Source organism: Caballeronia glathei, assembly GCF_000698595.1.
In the GTDB taxonomy this organism is placed as follows: Bacteria; Pseudomonadota; Gammaproteobacteria; order Burkholderiales; family Burkholderiaceae; genus Caballeronia; species Caballeronia glathei.
The window spans coordinates 1-24,208 of the sequence record NZ_JFHC01000076.1 but is presented as its reverse complement, the minus strand read 5'-3'; the positions used below and the strand labels follow the sequence as shown (position 1 = coordinate 24,208).

14 protein-coding genes and 4 pseudogenes are annotated in these 24,208 nt (G+C 62.1%); 8 read left to right on the top strand and 10 right to left on the bottom strand.

Features of this window, described 5'->3' with window-relative positions; translation table 11 throughout:
* Nucleotides 1-579: 579 nt before the first annotated feature.
* Nucleotides 580-1,734 (bottom strand): alkene reductase, encoded by a 1,155-nt coding sequence (locus BG61_RS31950; protein ID WP_035928404.1) that lies wholly within the window; start codon nucleotides 1,732-1,734, stop codon nucleotides 580-582.
* A 39-nt stretch (nucleotides 1,735-1,773) separates the two neighbouring features.
* On the opposite strand from BG61_RS31950, the gene BG61_RS31945 reads away from it, so the two are divergent.
* The 4 genes from BG61_RS31945 to BG61_RS39820 all read left to right on the top strand — a co-directional run bounded on the left by BG61_RS31945 (nucleotide 1,774) and on the right by BG61_RS39820 (nucleotide 5,405).
* Entirely contained in the window at nucleotides 1,774-2,097 is a 324-nt protein-coding gene (locus BG61_RS31945) for a winged helix-turn-helix transcriptional regulator (protein WP_081868244.1), read from the top strand.
* Between the two features lie 445 nt (nucleotides 2,098-2,542).
* Nucleotides 2,543-3,619: a sulfatase-like hydrolase/transferase gene (locus tag BG61_RS31940; RefSeq protein WP_232256044.1), complete on the top strand. Its 1,077-nt coding sequence runs from the start codon at nucleotides 2,543-2,545 to the stop codon at nucleotides 3,617-3,619.
* Between the two features lie 87 nt (nucleotides 3,620-3,706).
* Nucleotides 3,707-4,792, top strand: coding sequence for an HAD family hydrolase (locus tag BG61_RS31935; RefSeq protein ID WP_035928401.1), 1,086 nt, complete (start codon nucleotides 3,707-3,709; stop codon nucleotides 4,790-4,792).
* A 79-nt stretch (nucleotides 4,793-4,871) separates the two neighbouring features.
* On the top strand, nucleotides 4,872-5,405 hold the full coding sequence (locus BG61_RS39820) for a radical SAM protein (RefSeq protein WP_232256042.1): 534 nt from the start codon (nucleotides 4,872-4,874) through the stop codon (nucleotides 5,403-5,405).
* 546 nt (nucleotides 5,406-5,951) lie between these two features.
* Here the strand turns inward: BG61_RS39820 and BG61_RS31920 are convergent.
* Nucleotides 5,952-6,779: a MetQ/NlpA family lipoprotein gene (locus tag BG61_RS31920; RefSeq protein WP_035928386.1), complete on the bottom strand. Its 828-nt coding sequence runs from the start codon at nucleotides 6,777-6,779 to the stop codon at nucleotides 5,952-5,954.
* A gap of 653 nt (nucleotides 6,780-7,432) precedes the next feature.
* On the opposite strand from BG61_RS31920, the pseudogene BG61_RS44720 reads away from it, so the two are divergent.
* Nucleotides 7,433-7,549: pseudogene (locus BG61_RS44720) on the top strand (DUF3331 domain-containing protein); the annotation flags it as partial.
* A gap of 74 nt (nucleotides 7,550-7,623) precedes the next feature.
* Here the strand turns inward: BG61_RS44720 and BG61_RS31910 are convergent.
* The 5 genes and pseudogenes from BG61_RS31910 to BG61_RS40575 form a co-directional block, all read right to left on the bottom strand.
* Nucleotides 7,624-9,105 (bottom strand): efflux transporter outer membrane subunit, encoded by a 1,482-nt coding sequence (locus BG61_RS31910; protein ID WP_370818052.1) that lies wholly within the window; start codon nucleotides 9,103-9,105, stop codon nucleotides 7,624-7,626.
* Nucleotides 9,102-12,422 (bottom strand): efflux RND transporter permease subunit, encoded by a 3,321-nt coding sequence (locus tag BG61_RS31905; RefSeq protein ID WP_035928380.1) that lies wholly within the window; start codon nucleotides 12,420-12,422, stop codon nucleotides 9,102-9,104. Before BG61_RS31905 ends, BG61_RS31910 begins: the two co-directional genes overlap by 4 nt.
* Nucleotides 12,419-15,526 carry an efflux RND transporter permease subunit gene (locus BG61_RS31900; protein WP_035928377.1) on the bottom strand — a complete coding sequence of 1,036 codons (3,108 nt, stop codon included), beginning with the start codon at nucleotides 15,524-15,526 and terminating at the stop codon, nucleotides 12,419-12,421. Before BG61_RS31900 ends, BG61_RS31905 begins: the two co-directional genes overlap by 4 nt.
* An 18-nt stretch (nucleotides 15,527-15,544) precedes the next feature.
* A complete protein-coding gene (locus tag BG61_RS31895) occupies nucleotides 15,545-16,771 on the bottom strand; it encodes an efflux RND transporter periplasmic adaptor subunit (RefSeq protein WP_035928374.1) in 1,227 nt (408 codons plus the stop codon).
* 236 nt (nucleotides 16,772-17,007) lie between these two features.
* A pseudogene (locus BG61_RS40575) lies at nucleotides 17,008-17,626 on the bottom strand (IS5 family transposase).
* A gap of 161 nt (nucleotides 17,627-17,787) precedes the next feature.
* On the opposite strand from BG61_RS40575, the pseudogene BG61_RS40570 reads away from it, so the two are divergent.
* Together BG61_RS40570 and BG61_RS31890 are read left to right on the top strand one after the other, a co-directional pair.
* Nucleotides 17,788-18,026 (top strand): annotated as a pseudogene (locus BG61_RS40570) (MarR family transcriptional regulator); the annotation flags it as partial.
* A 506-nt stretch (nucleotides 18,027-18,532) separates the two neighbouring features.
* Nucleotides 18,533-19,459, top strand: coding sequence for a LysR family transcriptional regulator (locus BG61_RS31890; protein WP_035928373.1), 927 nt, complete (start codon nucleotides 18,533-18,535; stop codon nucleotides 19,457-19,459).
* Nucleotides 19,460-19,508: 49 nt separating this feature from the next.
* Here BG61_RS31890 and BG61_RS31885 read toward each other — a convergent pair whose 3' ends face one another.
* Both BG61_RS31885 and BG61_RS31880 read right to left on the bottom strand, forming a co-directional pair.
* Nucleotides 19,509-20,681, bottom strand: a complete 1,173-nt coding sequence (locus BG61_RS31885) for an L-dopachrome tautomerase-related protein (protein WP_051672925.1) — start codon at nucleotides 20,679-20,681, stop codon at nucleotides 19,509-19,511.
* 17 nt (nucleotides 20,682-20,698) lie between these two features.
* A complete protein-coding gene (locus BG61_RS31880; RefSeq protein WP_035928368.1) occupies nucleotides 20,699-21,484 on the bottom strand; it encodes a glycine betaine ABC transporter substrate-binding protein in 786 nt (261 codons plus the stop codon).
* A gap of 745 nt (nucleotides 21,485-22,229) precedes the next feature.
* Here BG61_RS31880 and BG61_RS31875 point away from each other — a divergent pair.
* Nucleotides 22,230-22,796 (top strand): tellurite resistance TerB family protein, encoded by a 567-nt coding sequence (locus BG61_RS31875; RefSeq protein ID WP_035928364.1) that lies wholly within the window; start codon nucleotides 22,230-22,232, stop codon nucleotides 22,794-22,796.
* Nucleotides 22,797-23,171: 375 nt separating this feature from the next.
* Here BG61_RS31875 and BG61_RS31865 read toward each other — a convergent pair.
* Nucleotides 23,172-24,015: pseudogene (locus BG61_RS31865) on the bottom strand (HD-GYP domain-containing protein); the annotation flags it as partial.
* Nucleotides 24,016-24,208: the final 193 nt, after the last annotated feature.

The window sequence follows — 24,208 nt, the reverse complement described above, 5'->3', positions numbered from 1 at the left end:
TCCTCGAATATCACCAGTTTTCCCTCTGCTATCTCAGCGGCACGCAATCAGCGAGCCGGAATAGCCCGCAACACACAGGACATTTTGTTCGCGCAGCGGCTCGTACCTCCCCACTCGTCGGCGATGAGCGGCGGGGCGCGCATGCTGCTACGTCATTGGCGAGGGAGCGCTCACGGAATACTCCACCTTTCGGTAGAGCCTCATCGAGACACGGACGAACCGAGGTACCTCGCGCGCTAACAGAAGCCGTTCAACCGAAGCTGCGAGGTCCAACGCTGGCGGCAACCTACGCGCCGCACGAATCCGCTAAAAACGATCCGACGCGGAGGAACGCGATTCAGGCAAATGAGAGTGCCAACCACCGAGATATCGAAGCTATCCTCGACCGGTTCCCATACCAGTTCGCATGATGACAATCATAGACACATATGTCAAGAAACAAATTGCGGAGGGAACCACGGTCGGCAGATGGCTACTCAATGGCTGACGCTCGTTGCCTCTGTTCGGCTATTCGTCAATGGTCTACGCCAACGCGTCGAGCCAATCGCCTATGCAGTGACGAGCTGCCCAGTCAGCACTTCAACGACCTTCTGTGTGCTCGACCGAATAGGTGGGGAAGTCCGTGTAGCCCACATCACCGCGGCGGGTATAGAAGGTCGATGGGTCGGCTTCGGCTAAGGGCCAGCCGTGCTTGAGACGCTCGGCAAGATCAGGGTTTGCGATGTAGGGTCTGCCCAGAGCGATCATGTCCACGAGCCCGGTGTCGAGCGCAGCCTGGGCGCTATCACGGCTCGTGAAGCCACCGCACCAGACGATCGCGCCAGGAAACGCCGCACGAACCCTGGCTAGCAAAACGTGGTCGATGTGGCGTTCGTTGAACTCGCTGCTCTCCATGTTTCCCGCTGGCATCAACTGGTAGATCAGATGGAGATATGCGACGCCACGACGACCCAATTGCTCGCAAACGTACAGCAACGTTTCCTCGGCTAGAGGGTCTGCCGGCATGGAGTTGTACTTGCCGAACGGAGACAGGCGAACGCCAACACGTCCCGGACCCAATTCACGCACCGCCGCTTCAACGACTTCCATCAGGAAACGCGTACGATCTTCTACGCTACCTCGACCGTAGCGATCAGTGCGGGTATTGAGAACCGAGTTCATAAACTGGTCAAACAAATAGCCGTTGGCTCCGTGGATTTCGACACCATCGAAGCCGGCCTGCCGGGCGTTGGCGAAGGCGTGGGAAAAGGTGTCGACCAAAGCCGATACCTCATCGGTGCTGAGCCGTCTTGGCGCGCCTGCACGAATAAAGCCCAATTTGCCGTCGGCATCGTGGGCAAACACATCGGAATGCTCAGCCCTTTCTCCGGTTACACCCCAAGGGGCCTCGCCATTCGGCATGAGCGACGGATGCGCCATCCTGCCGACATGCCATATCTGCAAAAATATCGTGCCGCCATTGCGGTGAACTTCATCGGTCACCAAACGCCAGCCCTGCCGCTGGGCTTCTGTGTAGATGCCGGGCGTCTGGGCGTAGCCTTTGCTGGATGGCGCGACGTCCGTTGCCTCGGTCACGATCAGGCCGGCACTGGTCCGCTGCCCATAATAGATACCCATCAGCTCATTGGGGACATCGCGATCGGACGTCCGCGTGCGAGTCATGGGCGCCATGACAATGCGGTTCTTCAGCGGAACGATGCCGCCAAGGACTTGAGATTCGAACAGGTCTACCATATGTATTCCTTCGGTCGGGTATTATTAAAAATGCTATAAATGAACAATATGGCAGGGGGTGCCGCGGGACAACCGACATTTTGTGGAGGCTTGCTTAACATTTTGGGGGGTCAAGCGTCGTCTTTTGGGATGCTAACTGTATTGATTGAGCAGTTGCGAGCGCGGGAGGAACATGGATTGGTGAGCCGCCAGCCGAGCTCCGAGGATAGTCAGGGGATCGAATACTGGCTAACCCCGCTCGGCGAAAGCCTGTGGCCCATCCTGGATTCCCTGATTGAATGGGGAGCCCATCACGCCAAGGCGCTCGACGAGGTCCATAGGCTTTCGCCACGCGATGTCGTCGTTCGAGATCGTATTGTCTGACGCCTAATGGGAAGGTGTGAGCCGATCGCATGAGGGAGCCGAGTCGGATGATTGCCGCAGAGACGTGCGCGAGCGTTTGATGATCGGCCCAATGTGCGTCGGCAGAACCGTCCCGTGCCGGAGCTTTCTCGACACGCGGGCGTTTCGGTGACGGAACAATGTCTTGGACGAGGTTGGGGGGCGAACAATCCGGACGGCAAGATGCAGACTCGCCGACGCGGTCTCGAAGCACACGACACCGACGCATGTCTCTCTGCTTGGATACGGTTTCGAGCCAAGATTCGGGTCTTCGGGGCGGACCACTTCACGGCACCCGGACAGGTTATTGATAACCTTGAAATACGTCGGCCTGTATCACCTGAACGCCTATACCTACTCCGATCCATAATGGTTCCCCGAAACGGATCAGCAGACACGGGACCTGTTTATCAAGGTTACAACCGGCATGCTCTCGGGTAAGGCCGGAGAGAAAGCGCACGAAGATTTTAAGCTGAACGGCCAATACCAAAACGAACCTGAGAAAGGTATCGTCGGCATTCCGTTTGTGGATCGCTACATTGAAAAGGCAGCGCTCGACGATATCGACGATGCCGCGCAACGTGGGCAACCGTTCTTCATCAACGTGAATTTCATGAAAGTCCACCAGCCGAACATGCCCGATCCGGACTATATCGGCAAGTCGTTGTCGAAGTCCAAATACGCGGACTCGCTCGTCGAGCTGGACGCGCGTGTCGGCCACATCATGGACAAGCTGCGTGAGAAGGGACTCGACAAGAACACGCTCGTTTTCTTTACGACAGACAATGGCGCTTGGCAGGACGTTTATCCGGACGCAGGATATACGCCGTTCCGGGGCACCAAGGGAACCGACCGGGAAGGTGGTGCGCGCGTTCCGGCCATCGCGTGGTGGCCTGGAAAGATCAAGCCGCACTCGAGAAACTTCGACATCCTGGGCGGGCTCGACTGCATGGCGACGTTCGCGTCGCTAGCAGGCGTCGAATTACCCAAGAACGATCGTGAAGGCAAGCCGATCATCTTCGACAGCTATGACATGTCGCCTGTGCTGTTTGGCACCGGAAAGAGCAAGCGCAATTCGTGGTTCTACTTCACCAAGAATGAACTGACTCCGGGTGCGGTGCGGGTCGCTCAGTTCGAGGCAGTGTTCAACCTGCGCGGCGACGCAGGCGTGAAGACAGGTGGCTTGGCGGTGGACTCGAATCTCGGTTGGAAGGGCCCCGAGAGTTATGTGGCGACAGTTCCGCAAGTGTTCGATCTGTTTCAGGATCCCCAGGAACGTTACGACATTTTCATGAACAACTACACGGAACACACCTGGACACTCCCGACTTTCAATGCCGCGGTCAAGGACCTCATGCAGACCTACGTGAAGTATCCGCCGCGCAAGCTGCAGAGCGAAGGGTACTCGGGTCCGATCACGCTGACCCAGTATGAACGGTTCAAGTTCGTCCGCGACGAGTTGGAGAAGAATGGCTTTAGCATACCGACGTCAAGTGGAAACTGATCACTTGACCGCCCTGGGCGACGATTCCTCATCGGTTGTATGGGACAGGCGGTGCGCGCCTCAGGGATTTTCAATGGAGGGTTGAAAATGCGCTGCATCAAACCTCGCGCGCAGTCACGTCAAGTGTTCCGTCGTCTGGCGGGCTTGCTTGTCTGGATGTGTGTGACACTGACCGCATGCGTAAGCCATGAACCTCCGCGTACGGAGAGCACAGCACCGACAACACAACCAGCGCCTTCGGTCCACCCATCGACTGCACCGTTACCGTCATGGCAGGATGGCGTGGCACGCGCTGCCATCCTCAAGTTCATCGCCGATGTGACGCACGAGGGCGCGGCAACATACGTGCCGAAAGAGGCGCGCGTCGCCGTGTTCGATAACGACGGTACGCTTTGGAGCGAATCTCCGATACCGTTCCAGCTGTCCTTCATGATCGAACAGGTGAAGGCTGCTGCGCCTCGTCATCCAGAGTGGCAGCGCAATCCCGCCTTCAAGGCGCTCCTCGCCCATGACGATGCGGCGCTCGCACAGAACAGGAAGCCGTTGCTCGAGCTGATTGCCGTCGCCAACAGCGGCATGTCCACCGACGAGTACGATCGCTCGATACGCGCATGGTTGACCAGCGCAAAGCATCCTACACTGCAGCGACCCTACACCGACCTGGTGTATCAGCCGCAACTCGAATTGCTCGATCTGCTGCGGGCGAACGGCTTCAAGGTCTGGATTGTCTCCGGTGGCACCGCGCAGTTTATGCGCGTCTGGGCGAGCGAAGCCTATGGCATCCCGCCCGAGCAGATCGTGGGCGCAGAGGAGAAGTTGAAGTATGAGATTCGCGGGGGAAAGCCTGCGCTGTTACGCGTACCGGGATTCGCCTTCGTCGACGACGGTCCCGGCAAGCCAGTTGGTATCTTTCGTGCGATCGGGCGACGGCCGATTTTGGCCTTCGGGAATTCAGACGGGGATCGGGAAATGCTCGAATACACGGCGAGCGGTCTCGGAGAGACACTTGCACTGCTGCTGCATCACGATGATTCAGATCGCGAGTTCGCTTACGACCGGCAGTCGTCACTGGCGCGGCTCGACAAGGCGTGGGACGAAGCCGTTGCACGTGGATGGGTCGTCGTCAGCATGAAGAGGGACTGGAAGACGGTCTACCCTGGTCCGAAGCCCTAGGCGCGCGAAATGGCAGGTTTGGGGTGAGAAAGCCGAAGCGGACCATGTACTAGCGGCAAACCGACAGGTAGGGCTCAACATGCGCGAAATCACCGGCGACGCAGTCGAACAGCCAATCTCCTTCTTCACGGCACGGCCATCAGGAGTGGAACCCGCTGCTCCGGAGAGAAAGGGGCGATTCCATGCGATGGCCAAGCCCATCGGCTCGACATGCAATATCGACTGTACATACTGCTACTACCTGCATAAAGAGCACCTGCTCGATCAGCATCGCGGTCGCCGCATGGAGTCTTCGATGCTGGAGCGCTACATCCGACAATACATCGAAGCACAGAACGGCGCGGAGATCATATTTTCGTGGCAGGGCGGCGAGCCAACGATGCTTGGCATTGACTTCTTTCTCGACATCGTCGACATCCAGAAGCGGTATGCCCCAATGGGTCGCAGAATCTCGAACGATCTGCAGACGAACGGGACCCTGCTTGACGACGACTGGTGCCTTTTCCTGAAGCAGAACAACTTTCTGGTGGGCGTCAGCATCGATGGGCCGCGCGAACTGCATGATTCGTTTCGTATGGATCGAAAGGGCCAGCCGACCTTCGACGCATGCTAGTGAATCTGTTCGAGACAGCCGTGGTGCAGAGCTGCGGAGCGACGCTGCGAAAGTCCTTCGGCTCGACGCACGGAATGAACTGGGGCGAGTGTCCGAAGAATCGCTTTGTGCGAAGCCCGGACGGGGAGCCGGGACTGAACTATCTATGCTCGGGCATTCGACGCTTCCACCACCATGCGGGCCCGACGCTCAGGCGGCTCGCGAGGCAGGCTACATAGGGCTTCCATCGTATGCCAGCGTTCGTCGACCGGCAGGCCGTTTCCTTTTGTGTTGCTGCTTGCGCTTTTTGTCGCGGCGGTTGCTTTTGGCGCGTTTGTCCTACGACGCGTAGCCGTGCTTTCGGAGTAGGACCGCGAGGATCTCAACCTCGTCCAGACAGCCACACTGACGTTGATCGCGCTCCTCGTTGGCTTCAGCCTTTCGATGGCGGTCGGTCGCTACGATGAGCGAAAGAGCTTTGAGGAAGGAGGAGCCAACGCCATCGGTACCGACCGAATACATTTGCGGCGCGTGACGCGCTGCTTCGGCGGCCAGATGGCCGCCGGCTCAGTGCTGCGGCGCGCCTTCCCACGCCGGCAGGGTCGCGCCGTGATAGACGGTCAGGATCGACGAGGCGACGTTCGCCTGCTGATAGCTTTCCACCAGTGTCTTGACCCACGGCGCCTGCGCGTCCTTCGCATTCACGGCGATGAAGTTGCGATAGGGATTGTTCGCCACCTTCTCCTGCGCGATGCGTTCCTGAGGAATCTTGATGCCCGCCTTGATCGCCCAGTCCGTGTTGACGACGGCGGCATCGACGTCACCGATCGCGCGGCCCACGATGCCCGCGTCGAGCTCCTTGATCTGCACATGCTTGGGGTTGCTCGCGATGTCGCGTGCGGTCGGCAGCAAGCCCACGTCGTCGCGCAACTTGATCACGCCGTTCGCCTGCAACAACAGCAGCGCACGGCCTTCGTTGCTCGGATCGTTCGGCACGCCGATCGCCGCGTTCTGCGGCAGCCCGTCCACCGATTTCAGCTTGCTCGAGTAGAGGCCGATCGGCTGCACATAAGTGAAGCCTACCGGCACGATGTCATAGTGGCGGGCCTGAATCTGTGCGTCGAGGTAGGGCTTGTGCTGGAAAGAATTGGCGTCGAGGTCGTGCTGGGCGAGCGCTTCGTTCGGCTGGGTGTAGTCGGAGAAGGTCGTGACCTTGACCGTCAGGCCGTGCTTGGCGGCGTTGGCCGCGACGGTGCGCCAGACATCCTCGTCCTCTCCGGACATGATGCCGACCCGTACCGTCTGGCCAGCCGCGAGGCCCGGCTGTGCGCTCACGACGCCGCAAGCGACCAGGATCGAGAACAAGGCGGTTTTGAATGGCTGTTTGATCTTCATGGATGCGAGCGCGTTTTTGGTGAAAGAGACGTGATGCTAGAGGCGCCTCGAGATCGCGGCAAATAATATCGAGCGCTATCGATATGGCGCGCCGCGCCGGTCGGTCTGCGTCGCTCCCATTCCTCGCGTGCAAATGCATCGCAGAAACGCTTGTTTGTGAAACCGTTCCGGACGGCATAGATTGAGGTTATTCACCAGTCGAAGGGAGTGAGCTATGCCGCAGTTCCTGACGCATTGCTGGCAAAGCTTGTTCGCTCGCGTGAAGCATGCGCGCGAGCGCCGATTCCTGCGTGCAGCCAGACGCGCAATGAATGGATGCGGATGCGAGGCCCCGAAAGGCGACGCAAGTCACGATGACGGTGCGAAGCGCGCGGAGCGGCTCCAGTGCATCGCGTTGTACGCACAGGCGGGGTATTTCAACATGGGCTATGCCGTCGACGCGTTTCAACCGCCCGTCGAGCCGCCGCCTCACTGAATCCGTGCCCCTCGAACCCTGCCGGAGCGAATCGCGGCCGGCACGCGCACATTGCGTGTCGAGCGGCTTTTTGCGAGTTGGGGTAGCTTTCGATCCCAAGGGCGAATATCCGTCTGTATGCGGGCCGTTGAACATCGCGCGGCCCGTGCAGGGTCAGGACCCGCCGTAGCGGGCAAGCATTGCGCGCAGATCGGGCGCATGCGGCTTGACGGGTGTGCCGGTGCGTCGCGGCGATGCCGTGTTCCGGCCGCTCGCACGTTCCGGCGCGACGCCGATGAACGCGCCCGACATGATTCTCGCGGAGACGTTGTCGCGTGAAGCGTGGTGTATCGCGGGATCAAGGCTTTCCTGTATCAGCGTCGGCGCCGCCTACGGACTCATTGTTGCTTGTGGCGCCGCGAGCCCCGGATGCCGCGGGTCGTGCAGAACGCCGGACCATCCGCCGCCCAGGTCGCCGATCAGCGACGCCGCGTCGAGCAGGCGCTGCTGCTCCACGTTCAGCGCGCTTTGCTGCGCGCTCAGCTGTGTCGCCTGGGCGGTCGCAACCGTCGTGTAATCGACGGTGCCGGCCTGGTATTCGTTCAGCGCCAGTTCGGTGCCGTGCGTCGCATCGCTGACCGCGGCATCTAGCGCCTGCGACTGCTCCGCGAGGATGCGCAAACCGGCAAGGTCGTTCTCCACGTTCTGGAACGCATTCAGCACAGTGCCGCGATAGTTGGCCACCGCGGCGTCGTAGTTCGCCCGCGCGGCGGCGACCGTCCCGCTGCGCTCGCCGCCGTCGAACACAGTCTCGCTCGCGCTGGCGCCAAGCGACCACACGTAGTTGCTGATGTGAAGCAGGCCCGAAACCGGCGACTGCGCAAAGCCGTCGAGCGCCGACAGCGACACGGTCGGATAGTACGCGGCCACGGCGACGCCGATCGACGCGTTCGCGGCTGCCATCTGCCGCTCGGCGGTCGCGATGTCGGGCCGGCGCTGCAGCAGCGTGGAGGGCACGCCGGCCGGAATCTCGGGAAGCGCCGGCAGCGCGCTGCTGTGCGCAATCGTCAGATCTTCGGGGTTCTTGCCCACCAGCACGGCGATCGCATGCTGAAACTGCGCGCGGGACACGCCGAGCGCAATCAGGCTCGCCTGCGCGCTTTCGAGCTGCGTGCGCGCGGCAACCAGATTCGACGGCGGTACCGTGCCCGCCCGGTCCTGCTCGGTCACGACACGCAGGAATTCGCGGAACGCCTCGACTGTTTGCGTGAGCAGGTCGATGTTCGCGTCGGTCACGCGGACGTCGATTACCGCGTTCGCGAGCGCGATCTGCTCGGCGAGCGTCGCGTTCGCGAGGGTCGCCTCGCTGGCCTGCGCGGTCGCGCTGTTTGCCTCGATGGTGCGGCGCACCTGGCCCCAGAGGTCGGGCACCCAGCTTACGTCGGCTTCCAGCGAACCGGCGTTGTCGATGCGCGAAGCGCCGTTCTGCGGAAACGGCGAGTTGCTGAAGCTGCCGCCCGATGTACGCTGGCGCGTGGCGGACCCCGTTACGCCGAGCGTCGGGAACAGGCCCGCGCGCGCCACGCGCAATTCGGCCAGCGCCTGCTGATAGTTTGCGTAGTCGAGGCGCACCGTCTGGTTCGAGACCGCGACCTGCGGCTCGAGTTCGTCGAGCAGCGGATCGTGGAACGCAGTCCACCAGTCGCCTTTCGGGCCTTCGGCGGCGGGCTGTGCCTTGGTCCAGCCCGGCAACTCCTGCCACGTCGCCGGCACGGCGACCGTCGGACGCTGGTAGTCGGGGCCGACCATGCAGCCGCTCGTCAACACGACGAGCGACGCCGCCAGAAACGTGCGGATCGTATTCATCTTCATGCGCTCGTGTCCGGTGTCTGAGGCTGGCGGTTCCACGGCAGCCGCGCGGACCAGCGCGCCACCCTCGAACGCAGCCGGTCGAGATAGAGGTAAATCACAGGCGTCGTGTACAGCGTGAACACCTGGCTTAGCAGCAGCCCGCCCATCACCGTGACGCCAAGCGGCTGGCGCAGCGACGCGCCCTGTCCGATGGCGATCGCGAGCGGCGCTGCGCCGAGTACGGCGGCAGCCGTCGTCATCATGATCGGACGCAGGCGCACGACGGCGGCGGCGTGAATCGCCGAGCGCGCGTCCATCCCTTCGTTGCGCTGCAGCTGGATCGCGACGTCGACCATCATGATGCCGTTTTTCTTGACGATACCGATCAGCAGGATGATGCCGATCATCGCGATGACCGAGAACGGCGTGCCGAAAATAAGCAGCGCGAGCGTCGCGCCGATGCCGGCGGAGGGCAGGGTGGAGAGGATCGTGAGCGGGTGGATCGTGTTTTCGTACAGCACGCCGAGCACGATGTAGACGACCACCAGCGCGGCGAGGATCAGAAGCGGCATCGTGCCCATCGACTGCGCGTAGGCCTGCGCGGCGCCCGCGAACGCACCGTGCACCGAGGCGGGCATGCCGATGTCGCGCGACGCCTGCTCGATGGCCGCATCCGCCGCGCTGAGCGAGCCGCCGGCCGGCAGGTTGAACGAGATCGTACCGGCCACGAGGCCGCTCTGGTGGTTGACCTGGGTCGCGGTGTGGCTGTTGGACCAGGTCATCATCGTCGCGAGCGGCACCATGGTTTCGGCGGCCGTGCTGTCGGCGCTGCCGCTCGAGCTGCCGCCCTTGCTGTTGGAGATGCTGTTGGTCTGAGAATTGGCTTCGGCGTTCGCATTGAGCGCATTCGAGACGGCGCTCGCGCTGGCCGCTGCGGCGACCGCCGCCGTCTGCGGCACGCCGCTCACGGTGGCGCCGGACATCTGCGTCTGCTGCGTGCCGCTCGGGTTGCCCGCCGCGGTGCTGAGGTAGACCCCGCTGATCGACTGCGGATACTGCCAGTATTCGGGCGCAACCTCCATCACGACAAAGTACTGGTTCAGCGGGTTGAAGATCGTCGATACCGTGCGCTGCCCGAACGCATCGTAGAGCACGTTGTCGACCTGGTTCGCGACGAAGCCGTAGCGCATCGCGGTGCTGCGGTTGATGTTCACGTACGCCTGCAGGCCGTTCTGCTGCAGGTCGGAATTGACGTCGGTAATCTGGCCGCGATGCTTGCCGAGCTCGGTCACGAGCTTCGGCACCCACGTGAAGAGCGCATCGCGGTTGTCGCTCGTCAGCGTGTATTGATACTCGGCCGCCGACTGCCGGCCGCCGATGCGCAGATCCTGCTGGGCCTGCAGGAAGAGGCGCGCGCCCGATACCGCATTCAGTTTGGGCCTCAGCCGGTTCACGACCTGGGCGGCCGACAGGTGGCGCTGCGCGAGCGGTTTCAGCTCGATGAACACGTTTGCCGTGTTGAGCGCGCGTCCGCCTGTGAAACCGGCCACGGAGGCGACGGCGGGGTCCTTTTGCACGATCGCCTGCAGTTGCGCGAGCTTCTTTTGCATCGCGTTGAACGAGATGCTCTGGTCCGCGATGATCTGGCCGATCAGGATGCCGGTGTCCTGCTCCGGAAAGAACGTCGCGGACAACAGGCGGAACAGGAACACGTTGGCGACGAGCAGCGCGATCAGCGAAACGCCGATCAGCAACGCATGATCGAGCACGAGATCGAGCGAGCGGCTATACGCGTCACGGAACCGCGTGAACTGCGCGTCGACCCAGCGCGCGATGCGCGACGGCTGGTACCCCGCGCGCTCGCGGCGCAGCACGTACGCGCACATGGTCGGCGTGACGGTGAGCGAGATCACGAGCGACAGCAGGATCGCAATCGACAGCGTGACGGCGAACTCGTGAAACAGCAGGCCGACGATGCCCGGCATCAACAGAATGGGCAGGAACACGGCGATCAGCGACAGGCTCATCGAGACCACCGTGAAGCCGACTTCGCCGGCACCGCGCAGCGCGGCTTCCTTCGGGTCGAGCCCGGCTTCGACATGGCGCACGATGTTCTCCAGCACCACCACCGCGTCGTCGACGACGAAGCCGGTGCCGATGGTGAGCGCCATCAGCGACAGGTTGTCGATGCTGTAGCCGAGCAGGTACATCGGCCCGAAGCTGCCGACGATCGACAGCGGCAGCGCGACAGCCGGGATCAGCGTGGCGCGCGGCGAGAGCAGGAACACGAACACCACGCCGATCACCAGCAGCACGGCGAGGAACAGCGTGCGTTCGGTGTCGGCCGTCGACGCGCGCACCGACTCCGAACGGTCGACCGCCACGTTGACATGAATCGCCTTCGGCAGCGCCGCCTGGATGATGGGCAAGCGCGCCTCTATTTGGCCGACCGTCTTTACGATATTGCTGCCCGGCAGCGGATAGACGATCACGAGCACCGCGGATTTGCCGTTGTAGAGGCCCGCGTTGCGGATGTTCTCGTTCGAATCGATCACACCGGCGACGTCGCGCAGGAACACGGGCGCGCCCGCCCGGTAAGCGATCACGAGGTCGCGGTACGGGGCCGCGGTGCTGATCTGGTCGTTCGACAGCACTTCGAAGCGCTGGCCGTTCTGGTCGATATGCCCTTTTGCGCTGTCCGCGTTGGCCGCGCTGACGGCGGCGCGCACGTCTTCGAGGCCGATGCCGTAGCTGTTCAGTTTGCCCGGCTGCAACTCCACGCGCACCGAGGGCAGCGCGCCGCCGCCCAGCGTGATCTGGCCGACGCCGTCCACTTGCGAAAGCTGCTGCTGGATCACCGAATCGGCGGAGTCGTACAGCTGCGCTTTCGTAAGCGTGTCCGATGTCAGCGCAAGCACCATGACCGGCGCGCTCGCCGGGTTGTACTGGCGATAGGTCGGGTTGCTGCGCAGCGTGGTCGGCAGGTCGGCGCGGGCCGCCTGGATCGCCGCTTCGACGTCGCGCGCGGCGCCGTTGATGTCACGGTTCAGCCCGAACACCACGACTACCATCGTTGAACCGACATAGCTGGTCGACGTTAGCTCGTTCACGTCGGCGATCGTCGCGAGCCGGCGCTCGAGCGGTTCTGCCACGGTGGAGGCCATCGTGTCGGGGCTCGCGCCGGCCAGGTTCGCCTGCACGACGATCACCGGGTAGGCGATATTGGGCAGCGGTGCGACCGGCAGCCGGAAATAGGCGAGGAACCCCGATAGCAGAATCGCGACCGCGAGCAGCGAGGTCGCGACCGGCCGCCGGATGAAGATCGCCGACACGTTCACGGCTCGCTCCGCGGCGTGCCTTCACGGTGCTTGCGCGAAAAGCGCACGGCGAGCCTGTCGAAGAACAGATAGATCACCGGCGTCGTAAAGAGCGTGAGCACCTGGCTCAGCGCGAGGCCGCCGATGATCGCGAGGCCGAGCGGCCGGCGCAGCTCCGAACCCGTGCCGCTGCCGAGCAGCATCGGCAGCGCGCCGAGCATCGCGGCCAGCGTGGTCATCAGAATCGGCCTGAAGCGTAGCAGCGACGCCTGGAAGATCGCCTCGCGCGGCGACTTGCCGTGCACCCGCTCGGCTTCGAGCGCGAAGTCCACCATCATGATCGCGTTCTTCTTGACGATGCCGATCAGCAGCACGATGCCGATCACGCCGATCACGTCCAGATCGTGGCCCGCGATCATCAGCGCGAGCAGCGCGCCGATGCCGGCCGACGGCAGCGTGGAGAGGATCGTGACCGGATGGATGTAGCTCTCGTAAAGCACGCCGAGCACGATGTAGACGGCGGCGAGCGCGGCGATGAGCAGATACACCTCGCTCGAGAGCGAGTCTTCGAAGGCCTGCGCGGCGCCCTGGAACGTCGACGTGATCGACGGCGGCAGATTCACTGCGTGCTCGGCGTCGTGGATCTGCCGCACGGCGTCGCTGAGCGACGCGTCGGGCGCGAGATTGAACGAGATCGTCACCGACGGGAACTGCGCGAGGTGACTGACCACGAGCGGCGTGCGCACAGTGCGCAGCGTCGCAATGCCCGACAGCTGCACCTGGCCGCTGCTGCTCGTCTGGCTCGGCAGATAGAGATTGCCGAGCGATCGGACATCCGGCAGCGTTTCGGGCTTCGCGACGAGAATCACGCGGTGCTGGTCGGACTGCTCGAAGATCGTCGACACGATGCGCTGGCCGAGTGCGTCGTAGAGCGCGTTGTCGATCGTCGCCGTGGTGATGCCGTAGCGCGCGGCAAGCTGCCGGTTCACGTCGACGTACACGCCGAGGCCGTCCACGTCGAGGTCGCTTGCGACGTCGGTGATCGACGGAATCTGCTTCATGCGCGCGATCAGCGCGGGCACGTACTTCGAGAAGGCCTGCTGGCTCGGGCCGCGCAGCACGAAGTTGTACTGGTTCTTCGAGACGGTGGTGTCGAGCGTCAGGTCCTGTTCGGGCTGCAGATAGAGCCGGATGCCCGGCACCTTCCCGGTCTCCTGCTGAATGCGGCGGCCGATTTCCTCGGCGCTCAGCGAGCGGTCGCCGCGCGGGCGCAGGTTGATCAGAAAGCGGCCGTTGTTGAGCGTGGTGTTGGTGCCGTCGATTCCCACGTACGACGTGAGCGACGCCACGTCGGGGTCTTTCAGGATCACGTCGGCGAGCGCGGCCTGGCGCGTGACCATCGCCTGGTACGACACCGAGTTGTCGGCCACGCTGATGCCCTGCAATACGCCGACGTCCTGCACCGGGAAGAGTCCCTTCGGTATCACGATGTACAGGATCAGCGTGAGCGCAACGGTGCCGAGCGCGACGAACAGCGTCAGCGTCTGGTGATCGAGCACCCACGCGAGTCCTCGCTCGTAGGCCGCGAGCGTCTTGTCGAAGACCCCTTCGCTGATGCGTTCGAAGCGGCTGGGGCGGCGCTCGGCCTGCGCGCGCAGGATGCGTGCGCAGAGCATCGGCACGACGGTCAGCGATACCACTGCCGACAGCACGATCGTGACCGCGAGCGTGATCGCAAACTCGCTGAAGAGCCGTCCGATCACGCCGCCCATGAACAGCAGCGGAATCAGCACGGCGATCAGCGACACCGTCAGCGACAGGATGGTGAAGCCGATCTGCCCGGCGCCCTTGAGCGCCGCCTCGAGCGGGCCCATGCCTTCCTCGAGATAACGCACGACGTTCTCGATCATCACAATCGAGTCGTCGACGACGAAGCCGGTCGCGATGATGAGCGCCATCAGCGACAGGTTGTCGATGGAGTAGTTGAACTCGTACATCAGCGCAAGCGTGCCGATCAGCGAGACCGGGACCGAGACGCTCGGGATGATCGTCGCCGGCAGATTGCGCAGGAACACGAAGATCACTGCGACCACCAGCGCGATCGCCAGCACGAGCTCGAAGGCTGCATCCGATACCGACGAGCGGATCTCGCCGGTGCTGTCCGCGACGATCGTCACTTTCATGCCGGCCGGCAGCGTCGATTCGAGCTTCGGCAACAGCTGCTTGATCTGGTTCACCGTCTGGATGACGTTCGCGCCAGGCTGGCGCTGCACGTTGAGCACGATGGCCGGCGCGCGGTCGTACCACGCGCCGCGCTCCACATCCTGCGGCGCCTCGCTGGCGCGCGCGACGTCGCGCAGATAGACGGGCGCGCCGTTCTGATACGCGATGACCGAGTTGAGGTAGTCGGCCGGGTTGTCGATCTGATCGTTTCCGTTGATCGTGTAGTCGAGCTCGGGGCCGTCGAAGTTGCCCTTGGGCTGGCTCACGTTGATGTTGGCGAGCAGCGTGCGCAGGTCGTCGATGTTCAGACCGTATGCCGCAAGCTTTTGCGGATCCGCTTCCACGCGTACGGCCGGGACATGGCCGCCCGCGGTCGTCACGAGACCGACGCCGCGCACCTCGGACATCTTCGTCGCAAGGCGATTGTTGGCGACGTCCTGCAACTGCGTGAGCGACATCGACTTCGACGTGACGGCGAGCGTGAGTATCGGCTGGTCCGCCGGGTTCACCTTCGCATAGGTCGGCGGCGCGGGCAGGCCGCTTGGCAGGAAGCTGTTCGCCGCGTTGATCGCCTGCTGGACGTTCTGCTGGGCCACGTCGAGATTGAGCGACAGGTCGAACTGCAGCGTGATGATCGATGCGCCCTCGGAGCTGTACGAGATCATTTGCTGAAGGCCGGGGATCTCGCCCAACTGCACCTCGAGCGGCGCGGTCACCGTCGTGGCCATCACGTCCGGGCTTGCGCCGGGGTAGAAGGTCTGCACCTGGATGGTCGGGTAATCGACCGACGGCAGCGAGGAGACCGGCAGGAACTTCATTGCGACAAGACCGACCAGCACGAGCGCGATCATCAGCAGCGACGTGGCGACGGGTCGCAGGATGAACAGGCGGGAAAAATTCATCGGCGCGGGCCTCGCGGCTTAAGGATGCGAAGCCGCATCCGGCACGGCCGAGATACCCGACGCTGGGTGTGCGTGTGCATGCGCGCGAGGCGCCTGTGTGCCGCTCGCTGCGGCGGGCTTGATATGCGCGCCGTCCGAAAGGCGGTCGAGCCCGTCGACGACGACGCGCTGGCCCGCCTCCAGGCCCGACACGATGGCCGTATACGGCCCGCTGGCCGGTCCGGCCGTGACCGTGCGGACCGACACCGTGTTGTTGTCGTTCACCAGATACACGTATTCCCCGGGCGCGCCCGTCTGCACCGCCGACGTGGGCACGAGCACGGCATTTTGCAGCGTGTCGACGAGCAGCGTCACGTTGACGAACTCATTGGGAAACAGCGCCTCGTTGTCGTTGGGCACGCTCGCGCGCAGCGTGACGGTGCCGGTCGCCGTCGCCATCTGGTTGTTGATGGTGTATAGCTCGCCCGTCGCGAGTTGCTTCAAGTTGTCGCTGCTGTAGATCGTCACCGGCAGCTTCGCCCCCGCGTTGACGCGTTGCAGTACTGACTCCAGCGCGTTTTGCGGGACCGTGAATTCGACCGTGGTGGGTTTCATCTGCGTAATGACGGCGATGCCAGGCTGGCTCGACGCGGTGACGAAGTTGCCCGGATCGATGAGCCGCAGCCCGATGCGGCCGGAGACCGGCGCTGTAATGTGACAGTAGGCAAGATCGAGATCGAACTGTGCGATGTTGGCCCGGTCGACCTTCACCATGGCTTCGTCCTGCTGCACGAGGAACTGCTGGTCGACGTAGGTTTGCTCGGCGATCGATTTATGCTCGTTCAATTGAGCGAAGCGCGCGAGGTCGGCGCGAGCCTGGGCAAGCGACGCATTGTCTTTCGCGAGTTGCGCCTCGGCTTGCTGCTTGCTGATCTCGAACTGACGCGGATCGATCTGCGCGAGGAACTGGCCTTTCTCGACATCCTGGCCTTCGCGGTAGCCCACCGCGGTCAGGTAGCCGCTCAATTGCGGCAGCACAGTGACGGTGGCGATCGGCGTGACGGTGCCAAGTGCGCTGAGTGTCTCGGGCATCGTGCCGAGCGTAGCCGTGGCGACGCTCACGACCTGCGCAGCCGCGCCGTGAATGGGCTTCCTGTCGCGCAGCAGATGCAGTGCGACGACGGCGATCAGCACGATGGCGAGCAACGCGATCACATATGGACCGCGCCGCTTCGACTTCTTCTGCGGAGTCGACGCGATGCTCACGGCAGCCTCGCGGGTGGCAGGTGACACACGCGGCGGGGACGGGCGGGACTTGCCGCATCGGTACGGTGCCGATGGCCAGTTAGTTGTTGCATACGCATTTCTCGTGACGGGTTTTCTGTTGAGGCGAAAGCACCTCTCCATCGAGAATTAAAGCGAGTTTTCGAATGACGCGTCAACCTGCGTGTAATTACAAAGGATGACTTCGTGCGCCGTTCGCCTTGCCAGGCGTGTTCACACTACCTGAGTCCATCGGCGACGAGCGCGAAATTGATGAAGGCGATGAACATGACATCGAGTTTGTCGAATCACGAGCAGATGCGCCGGAAGCCTTACAGGCGGCGGAACAGCCGTTCCAATTCGGCAGTGACCGGCTGGGTGGCCCAAGGCTTCGGAGCAAAGCGCGCCACTGCGGCGCATCACCGGCTTGTCCGGGAGAAAGCGCGAATGTTATGGCTGTTCGGGCATCCGCGGCAACCATATGAATCTTGGTGGTGCATCCGGCTCGGCACTTGCCGATAGCCTGGGGTCCGCTTTTTTTGAAGCTCCGGTCCCATCTGGATGCGCCTTTACGATCGTGCTATTCAGCGAGACGACCTCGATCCTGACCCGAACGATCTGCGCACGCTGCAATTCGGTAAATACGCGATCCAGCACTCCGCTTTTGGACCAACGGTTCATCCGCGTATAGATCGTGTGCCACCGGCCAAAGCGCTTCGGCAAACCACGCCACTTGCAACCATGCCCGGCAACATAAAGAATTGCATTCAACACCTGAAGGTTCGACATGCTGACGTTGCCACGCTGGCGCGGCAAACAATGTTCGATCTTTCTAAATTGAGCTTCTGTAAGTTCCATTCACGGAGTTTACACGTAATCACCGGTAGTGTGAACACGCCCTCGTCCTCTGGCGCAGAACGCGAGCGCCGTGACTGAGCATGGACCAACCTGCTGACGGCATCAACGCCGTGGCGCTCGCTTGGAATGTCTAACGCCCAAACGGATGAAGAACAAGAGCCATGAGCGAAGGCGTTTATGGAGCGCGCGCACCGGGACGGCCGGCTCATGGTCTGCTGCGGCAGAGCAACGCAATGCGCAGTCAGGCATGGGGGTGGGCGGAAGGCGCCAGGCTCACTCCGACCCAGGGCGAGGTCCTCGTCTTGCTGATGCAGCGTAAGGCGCCTTGCGGCCCGGCGAAATCGTGTGGGAGACCGCCCTCACCGCCGCGAACACCAGCGACGTCGTCAGCACATTGAAAGTAATATTTCCGTGACGAATTTAATAGGTCCGTAAACAGATAGTCGGTGGGAAGTCGTGATTTTGGAAGCCCTGCGTTGAAATCCTCCGCACCGTGATAGCCGAGCGAGACGATGTTCGCGATCCACACGCAGCGTGCCGATTCTCACGATGGGCTGCCTCCATTTGCTGAACGACGATTGCTGATATTGGGTGGCCCTGCTATCGATCGAGTTTCGACGTTCGGGACCGTTCGCTTCGATGTCGATCGACCGCGCCCTTTTTCATCGCGCATTTCATGAGGAGTTTCGCGCGTCGTGCCGCAGACCTGGCCGCCGCCGCAATGCAAAAAATGAGGCCTGTATCATTTGGCTGCGAGGGATTTTTATGTGTGCGCGCGACGAAGCAAATCGCGCAGATGGCTTTGGCACCTGCACGTTGGGGCGGCAGTGATGATCGGCGCGTGCAACGGCCGCAAACCCGGTCCCGTCCATACAGTACCGAGATCTGAGAAGGCGGAAATTGCGCATGGTACGACTCGACGACATCAACATATTCGTGGCCATCGCGGACAACGCCAGCATGACCGCCGCGGCACGCAAGCTCGACGTCACGACGGCGGTCGCGAGCGCGTCCCTCAAGCGGCTGGAGCAGGAGCTGAAGACAAGGCTCATCGCGAGATCGACACGCAGTCTGCGGCTGACGCCAGATGGCGAGCGATATCTGCTTCATGCGCGCGAAGCCTTGGCCGCGGTGTACGCGGGCCAGGATGCGCTGACGCAGTGCCGGCAGACGATCGGGGGCAACGTGTCGCTTTCGATGCCGTCAGACCTTGGACGTTCACTGCTCTCGGGCTGGCTCGACGAGTTTCAGGAGCAGCATCCGCTCGTGTCGCTGACCATCCGTCTGGGAGACCGCCTGACCGATCTGTACAAGCAGCCTGTCGATCTGGCGGTGCGGTACGGAAAACCGGAAGACTCGTCGCTCGTGGCACTGCCGCTCGATGATGACAACAGGCGCGTGCTGTGCGGTTCGCCCGAATACTTCGCCAAGCACGGCCGGCCCGTCGTGCCCACGGACCTCGTCAAGCACAACTGCCTGCGCTACTCCCTCGGCGAGGCCATCTATCAGGACTGGAGCTTTCACCGCAGCGGGGAGCAGCCGGCGATCGTGAGGGTGAGCGGCGACCGCATCAGCGACGATGCAGAACTCGTTCACCGCTGGGCGCTGGCCGGCAAGGGACTCGCCTACAAGTCGCGTCTCGATGTACTGGCCAGCCTGCGCGCCGGAAAACTCGAAATCGCCCTGTCCGATTTCACGGGCGAACTTGCCCCGCTACGGCTCGTGTGTCCACACCGTCTGATGATTTCGCCTACGGTTACGGCTCTGCGTGAATTCATGAGAACGCGCGTGCGCGAATACACGAGCGCCCCGCTGACTTCGAACGAACGATGAAGAAACACGCCAGTGCGCTCGCACGCGAGCGCACCACCACACGTGGACTTCAGCGATCGAGTGTAACGGGTGCCGCATCGATGCGGATGCGAAAGAGGGTGTAGGGCTTTTGCCGCAAGTCGCGGCCGTGATGGAACATGGCCTGCCTGTGCAACTGGTTGGCGGTGAAATAGAGATAGCCGTCGTTGCCGACCGAGAGCGTATCGGGCCAGAGTATGCGCGGATCGTGAGCGATCGTCTGCCAGGTGCCGTCCGGCAGCAGCTTGCGAATGCTGTTGTGCTCGTAGTCGCCCGCATAGACTGCGCCGCTCGCATCCGACTCGAGTCCATCGGAGGCGCCCTTCTCGCCGAGGTCGCGCACGGCGGCCGACAGAGCTTGCTCCGACGCGCTCTTGTCCCGTAAGAGCGCGGTTGGCACCGAATACAGATGACGACTCGACAGCGGCGAGTAATAGAGCGTGGCACCGTCGGCGGAAATCGCAATGCCGTCCGATGCGATGTGCAGCGGCATTCGCTTGCCGCCGGGTCCGTCCGTCGTGAGTGCTTCGCCCTCCGTAATCGCGATCATGGACGAATCGACGCCCGTCGACGGATCGCCGGTCAGCTTGCGCCAGGCCTCACCGCTCGCGAGATCCGCCACGATAATCCCGCCGGGACCATTCGCCGAAGAATCCGTGAGATATGCAATGCCCTCCTTGCCGTACCTGAAATCGAAGCGCACGTCATTGACGTACGAGGTCGGCAGTAACGCAGGCGCCGCGAATACGATCGTCTTGATCACCTTGTTCGTCCCGAGATCGACGGCAACCAGCTTCGCGCCGCCCTTGATGGGCGTCGCGAACTTTGGTGCACCGGTGTCGAGAATCCAGAGACGGTTGCGCGAATCGGCTACCACGCTTTGAACACTGATCAGGCTGCGCTCGGCGTGCGCGATGTCGGCCCGGTTGAACTGCACATCCGGATAGGCGAGCACCTTGCCGCCCACGATCTCGCCCACAGTGAACGGCACATCGTCGCCCCATCGCGGGTAATTGACGAACAGGCGGCCGTCGCGCGTGCGTGTGACGCCGGTCGGCATCGCATCATTGAACTCATGGACCGTCTCCACGCTTCCGATGATCTGCTCCGTCGCTTTCGGCTGCGCGACGGCGTCGACGGAGACCAACCCCGCAAGGGCAACGATTGAGGTGATAGCGGCAACAGCGAGCGTTCGGGTGCTCATGGCAAGGTATTTCTTTATCAAAGTTTTCCGTGGCGGGAGAGATAGTCGCGACCTGCCCGCGTCGGCGTCACGCCCTCGCGCGATATCAGATGGTCGAGCTGCGTCACTTCCGCGTCGCCGAGCGACGTCTCGCGAAGCTCGGCAATCGCATCGGCTGGAAGGTCATTGAGCCGCGACTTGCGCAGGATGAGCGTCGCCTCGTCTTTTCCGCGCAGCAGTCCGTGGGGCTCCGCCAGTTCCCTGATCTTCGTTTGGAAGAGCAGATACTGTGGTTGCCACGGGGGTACCACGGCCCATTCTCGCTTCGATACGGCGTCTTCGAACGCGCTGACGCATTCGTCCAGCGCACCATTAGAGAATGTATAGCCAAGTGCATTCAGGTCGTATAGCGCGAGGATTTCGCGTGAAAAGCGGCTGATGCCCGCGCCCGGTCCAATGCCCTGAATGTGCTTGCGCATCCTTGCGACGACCTCGGGTTTCTTCAGGTCGGCGACGGTGCTCACCGCGTCGGGCGGGACGTAGTCGGGCACGCCCCACAGCGCGTAGGGGCTATAGAGAACCGACAGATTCTCGAACTGATGGGCGAGGGGATCGAAGTAAATGCCGTGACTACCCGGTAACCATGCGCTGCAGAGCATGTCAGCGGTGCCGTCCGCGAGCAGATGGAAGGCCTCTTCATGAGGCGCGCGGTGCTCGATCACGTGCACGCCGTGCTTCTCCAGGATGGCAGTGACCACGCCCGCCGCCGCGTGATGAAAGGAGAGGTCGATCGTTGACATCACGAGCGTGCCGGTCTTCGTCATTTTGATCAGCTCCGTAGGATTTCAAGAGTTCGCGTGTCCGAGCGCATTTGCTTCCTCGAATCGGGAGCGTCGGATCACGCGTGCGGTCTCTTGAGATGTCGAATCCTGAAAGGTCCGCGCATGTCTTATTTTGCCTATGGAAGACCGATTGAATGTCAAAGGATATTTGAAACTGTGTTAGAGGTTTTCGGGCATAACGGTGCCCGCAGTATGCCGGTGCTTGCGTTGAGGTCCTTGGTAGAGGAGGCTCCGCACCTGATGCGGTGACGCCTCGCCAATGCGATTCGTCCTGCATCTTTAACATCCGGTTGCTCAAACGGGTGGATCACGCCTCGCATTTACTTCCTCCCTAGCAGTCATTCACGACAGAAAGGTTCGACTGGACATCAACGGCGGCAATGGCTGAAAAGGAAGCGCCCGGAAACATCGGCGCACGACAGCCGTCGTGATACCCCGATGGGTGGGCGGGGCCCTGAGCGTGAGAAGAATCGGACTTTAGATAATGGATTTATCCCCGATTACATCTCGTGTCTCGGTCGCAGATGTCGTCCTGTGCGAGCAGGGTTAAATCCTGCTGGAAAGATGCGGCTATACGTTGACGCGGCGAGCATGATCGCGCTGAGTGACCTCAGACTCTTTTAGTACGATTTAAGCGGGCCGCGAAGAAACGTAACGGTCACCTTTGTTGAAGCGGAAATATTACAATAACCTTTCGCATCGGTATTCAGTTCTTCGCGGAGGAGCAATGAGCAGAGACCAATTGGGTGACAGCGCGAAAGCGATGGAGGAGTCGTTTTTTGCTAAGCAAAACGAGGCACTTAGACAAACCCTAAGGGAATCGGAAGAATTGCAAACTAGGAAGCAAGCGCTATCCGTTGCTTCGGGCATCACCGACGACAGCCTGCTCGACAAACTTGTCGCTCTCAAGCTTCAGGGCGGAACACTGGCCGCACTTGCCTTGATCCCCTTGGTGGCGGTCGCGTGGGCGGACGGCCGCATCGATAAAGAGGAGAGAACCGCTATCCTATCTGCGGCCGAAGAAGCCGGCCTGCGCAAAGACAACGCGAATTATCAACTGCTCGAGCAATGGCTTGCCGCTCCGCCGCCTCTCGACATGTTAATCAAATGGAAAGCCTACATTCAGGCGCTTTCAGCCACGCTGAACGACGAGACCAAGCAAGCGCTCAAGTCGACCCTCCTAGGCCGCGCGCGAGCGATCGCGGGAGCGACAGGAGGGTTTCTCGGCATCGGGAGCAGGGTTTCAAAGGCGGAAGAAACCGTCCTGGTTGAACTCGAAAGAGCGTTTCCATAGGCGGTTGCATTGAAGGTCCCGACGCAGACGAGCCCCGGAATGAAGTCTCGAGTACTCGATCGCACTTCAAGGCGCTTCGAAGGTGTTCGGGACCGCCGCATTCAAAAAGTCGTGTCCAGCCCCGGTCAGCCGCCAGTCGTTACCCATCGGGTGCACGAAATTTGCATCGGACATCAGGTTCAACTGATATTAAACAGCTCTGTTGGGAATGTCGAACGCGACCTTCAACGCGGCTTCGATGTCAAATTCGCTGAGGTGAGGGGACTTGCGTTCCTCCAAAGTCTTCAATATTGTCAGTGCTAGATTCATATCGCGTTGCACGATTCCTTCCTGTCCAATTCATGACGATTTATTGGTAGTCCGTCGTCCAAGATCGCTAGGCGAAATCCCCCCGGCAGGGGCGGCCTCCTTGTTGCTCGCACCTTGCGAGATCGCGCGCAGGACGTCGATCTCTCTTGCAGACGGACGCGGACTATGCGGTGCGCCCCTTGCCGCGCGCCTGGCGATGGGACGCCTTCCGCCACCAGCGCACCCACCGCCTCGCGGCATAACCGGCCATTTGCAGCCTCTCTCCCTGCAACAGGTGCGCGGCCGATTGGTCGGTCAGCGATGCGCGCGAAGGCCGCTTCGAGCGCAACGCAACCCACGCCACCGACGCCACCGACGCAGCGAGCACGCGAGCCTCCAGCGTCAGTGCCGGATCGCGCGCGCCGCGGAAATACCCCGAGCCGTCCTGCCGTTCGTACGCATACGACGCAAGTACGGCTGCTTCGCCCAGCGCGCCGGTCTGCTTGCCGGCGCGCTCGGTCCAGTACGGCGCCAGCCGCGCCTTGTCCCATGCGCTCGCCGACAAGGGAGTGGGCAGGTTCCACACACTTTTGGGCACGGCGGCCCTGCCGATGCCATGAATCAATCCAGCCCGATAAACGTGCGCGCCTGCTGCGTCATCCGACGTGAACCGAGCGTAACATTGGGCAGCCGTCATCGCGACCGCACGCGAAAAGCCCGTCATCCAAGGCAATTTCAAATCGACGACGTCGGCGATCATTTCCGCCGACGTCGAACGTTGCATATCGGATGTCGCCAGTACGACGTCAAAATCAGCCAGCGATGTGCGCTCCAGGTCCGGTAGCCAGTTCGCTGCGTGGCTTCTACGGTTGTTGGCCGGCGCGTTCATGCGGGCGTTCGAACGTCGGCTACGCGCAGCTAACTGACCTTCGGCCGCCGTGTCTGTCCGACGCGTTGTCGTCCGAAGCAGCCATCGGCGCTACCTTTCTCCGCGGCCGTCGAGCAATGACCGCTCTCGCGTGAAGTCAACGCCCGAAGTCGACTCTCAAGGTGCATCCGACAATCTCGCAAGCGGTCGTTCGATTGACGGCAAACGCTTAGAAGCTGTTGCGAAATTAGTTCAA

Bases quoted from the DNA above. Each gene is read 5' to 3' on its own strand.
- BG61_RS31950 (WP_035928404.1), bottom strand. From the start codon at position 1,734: ATGGTAGACCTGTTCGAATCTCAAGTCCTTGGCGGCATCGTTCCGCTG.
- BG61_RS31945 (WP_081868244.1), top strand. From the start codon at position 1,774: ATGAACAATATGGCAGGGGGTGCCGCGGGACAACCGACATTTTGTGGA.
- BG61_RS31940 (WP_232256044.1), top strand. From the start codon at position 2,543: ATGCTCTCGGGTAAGGCCGGAGAGAAAGCGCACGAAGATTTTAAGCTG.
- BG61_RS31935 (WP_035928401.1), top strand. From the start codon at position 3,707: ATGCGCTGCATCAAACCTCGCGCGCAGTCACGTCAAGTGTTCCGTCGT.
- BG61_RS39820 (WP_232256042.1), top strand. From the start codon at position 4,872: ATGCGCGAAATCACCGGCGACGCAGTCGAACAGCCAATCTCCTTCTTC.
- BG61_RS31920 (WP_035928386.1), bottom strand. From the start codon at position 6,779: ATGAAGATCAAACAGCCATTCAAAACCGCCTTGTTCTCGATCCTGGTC.
- BG61_RS31910 (WP_370818052.1), bottom strand. From the start codon at position 9,105: ATGAAGATGAATACGATCCGCACGTTTCTGGCGGCGTCGCTCGTCGTG.
- BG61_RS31900 (WP_035928377.1), bottom strand. From the start codon at position 15,526: ATGAATTTTTCCCGCCTGTTCATCCTGCGACCCGTCGCCACGTCGCTG.
- BG61_RS31890 (WP_035928373.1), top strand. From the start codon at position 18,533: ATGGTACGACTCGACGACATCAACATATTCGTGGCCATCGCGGACAAC.
- BG61_RS31885 (WP_051672925.1), bottom strand. From the start codon at position 20,681: ATGAGCACCCGAACGCTCGCTGTTGCCGCTATCACCTCAATCGTTGCC.
- BG61_RS31880 (WP_035928368.1), bottom strand. From the start codon at position 21,484: ATGACGAAGACCGGCACGCTCGTGATGTCAACGATCGACCTCTCCTTT.
- BG61_RS31875 (WP_035928364.1), top strand. From the start codon at position 22,230: ATGAGCAGAGACCAATTGGGTGACAGCGCGAAAGCGATGGAGGAGTCG.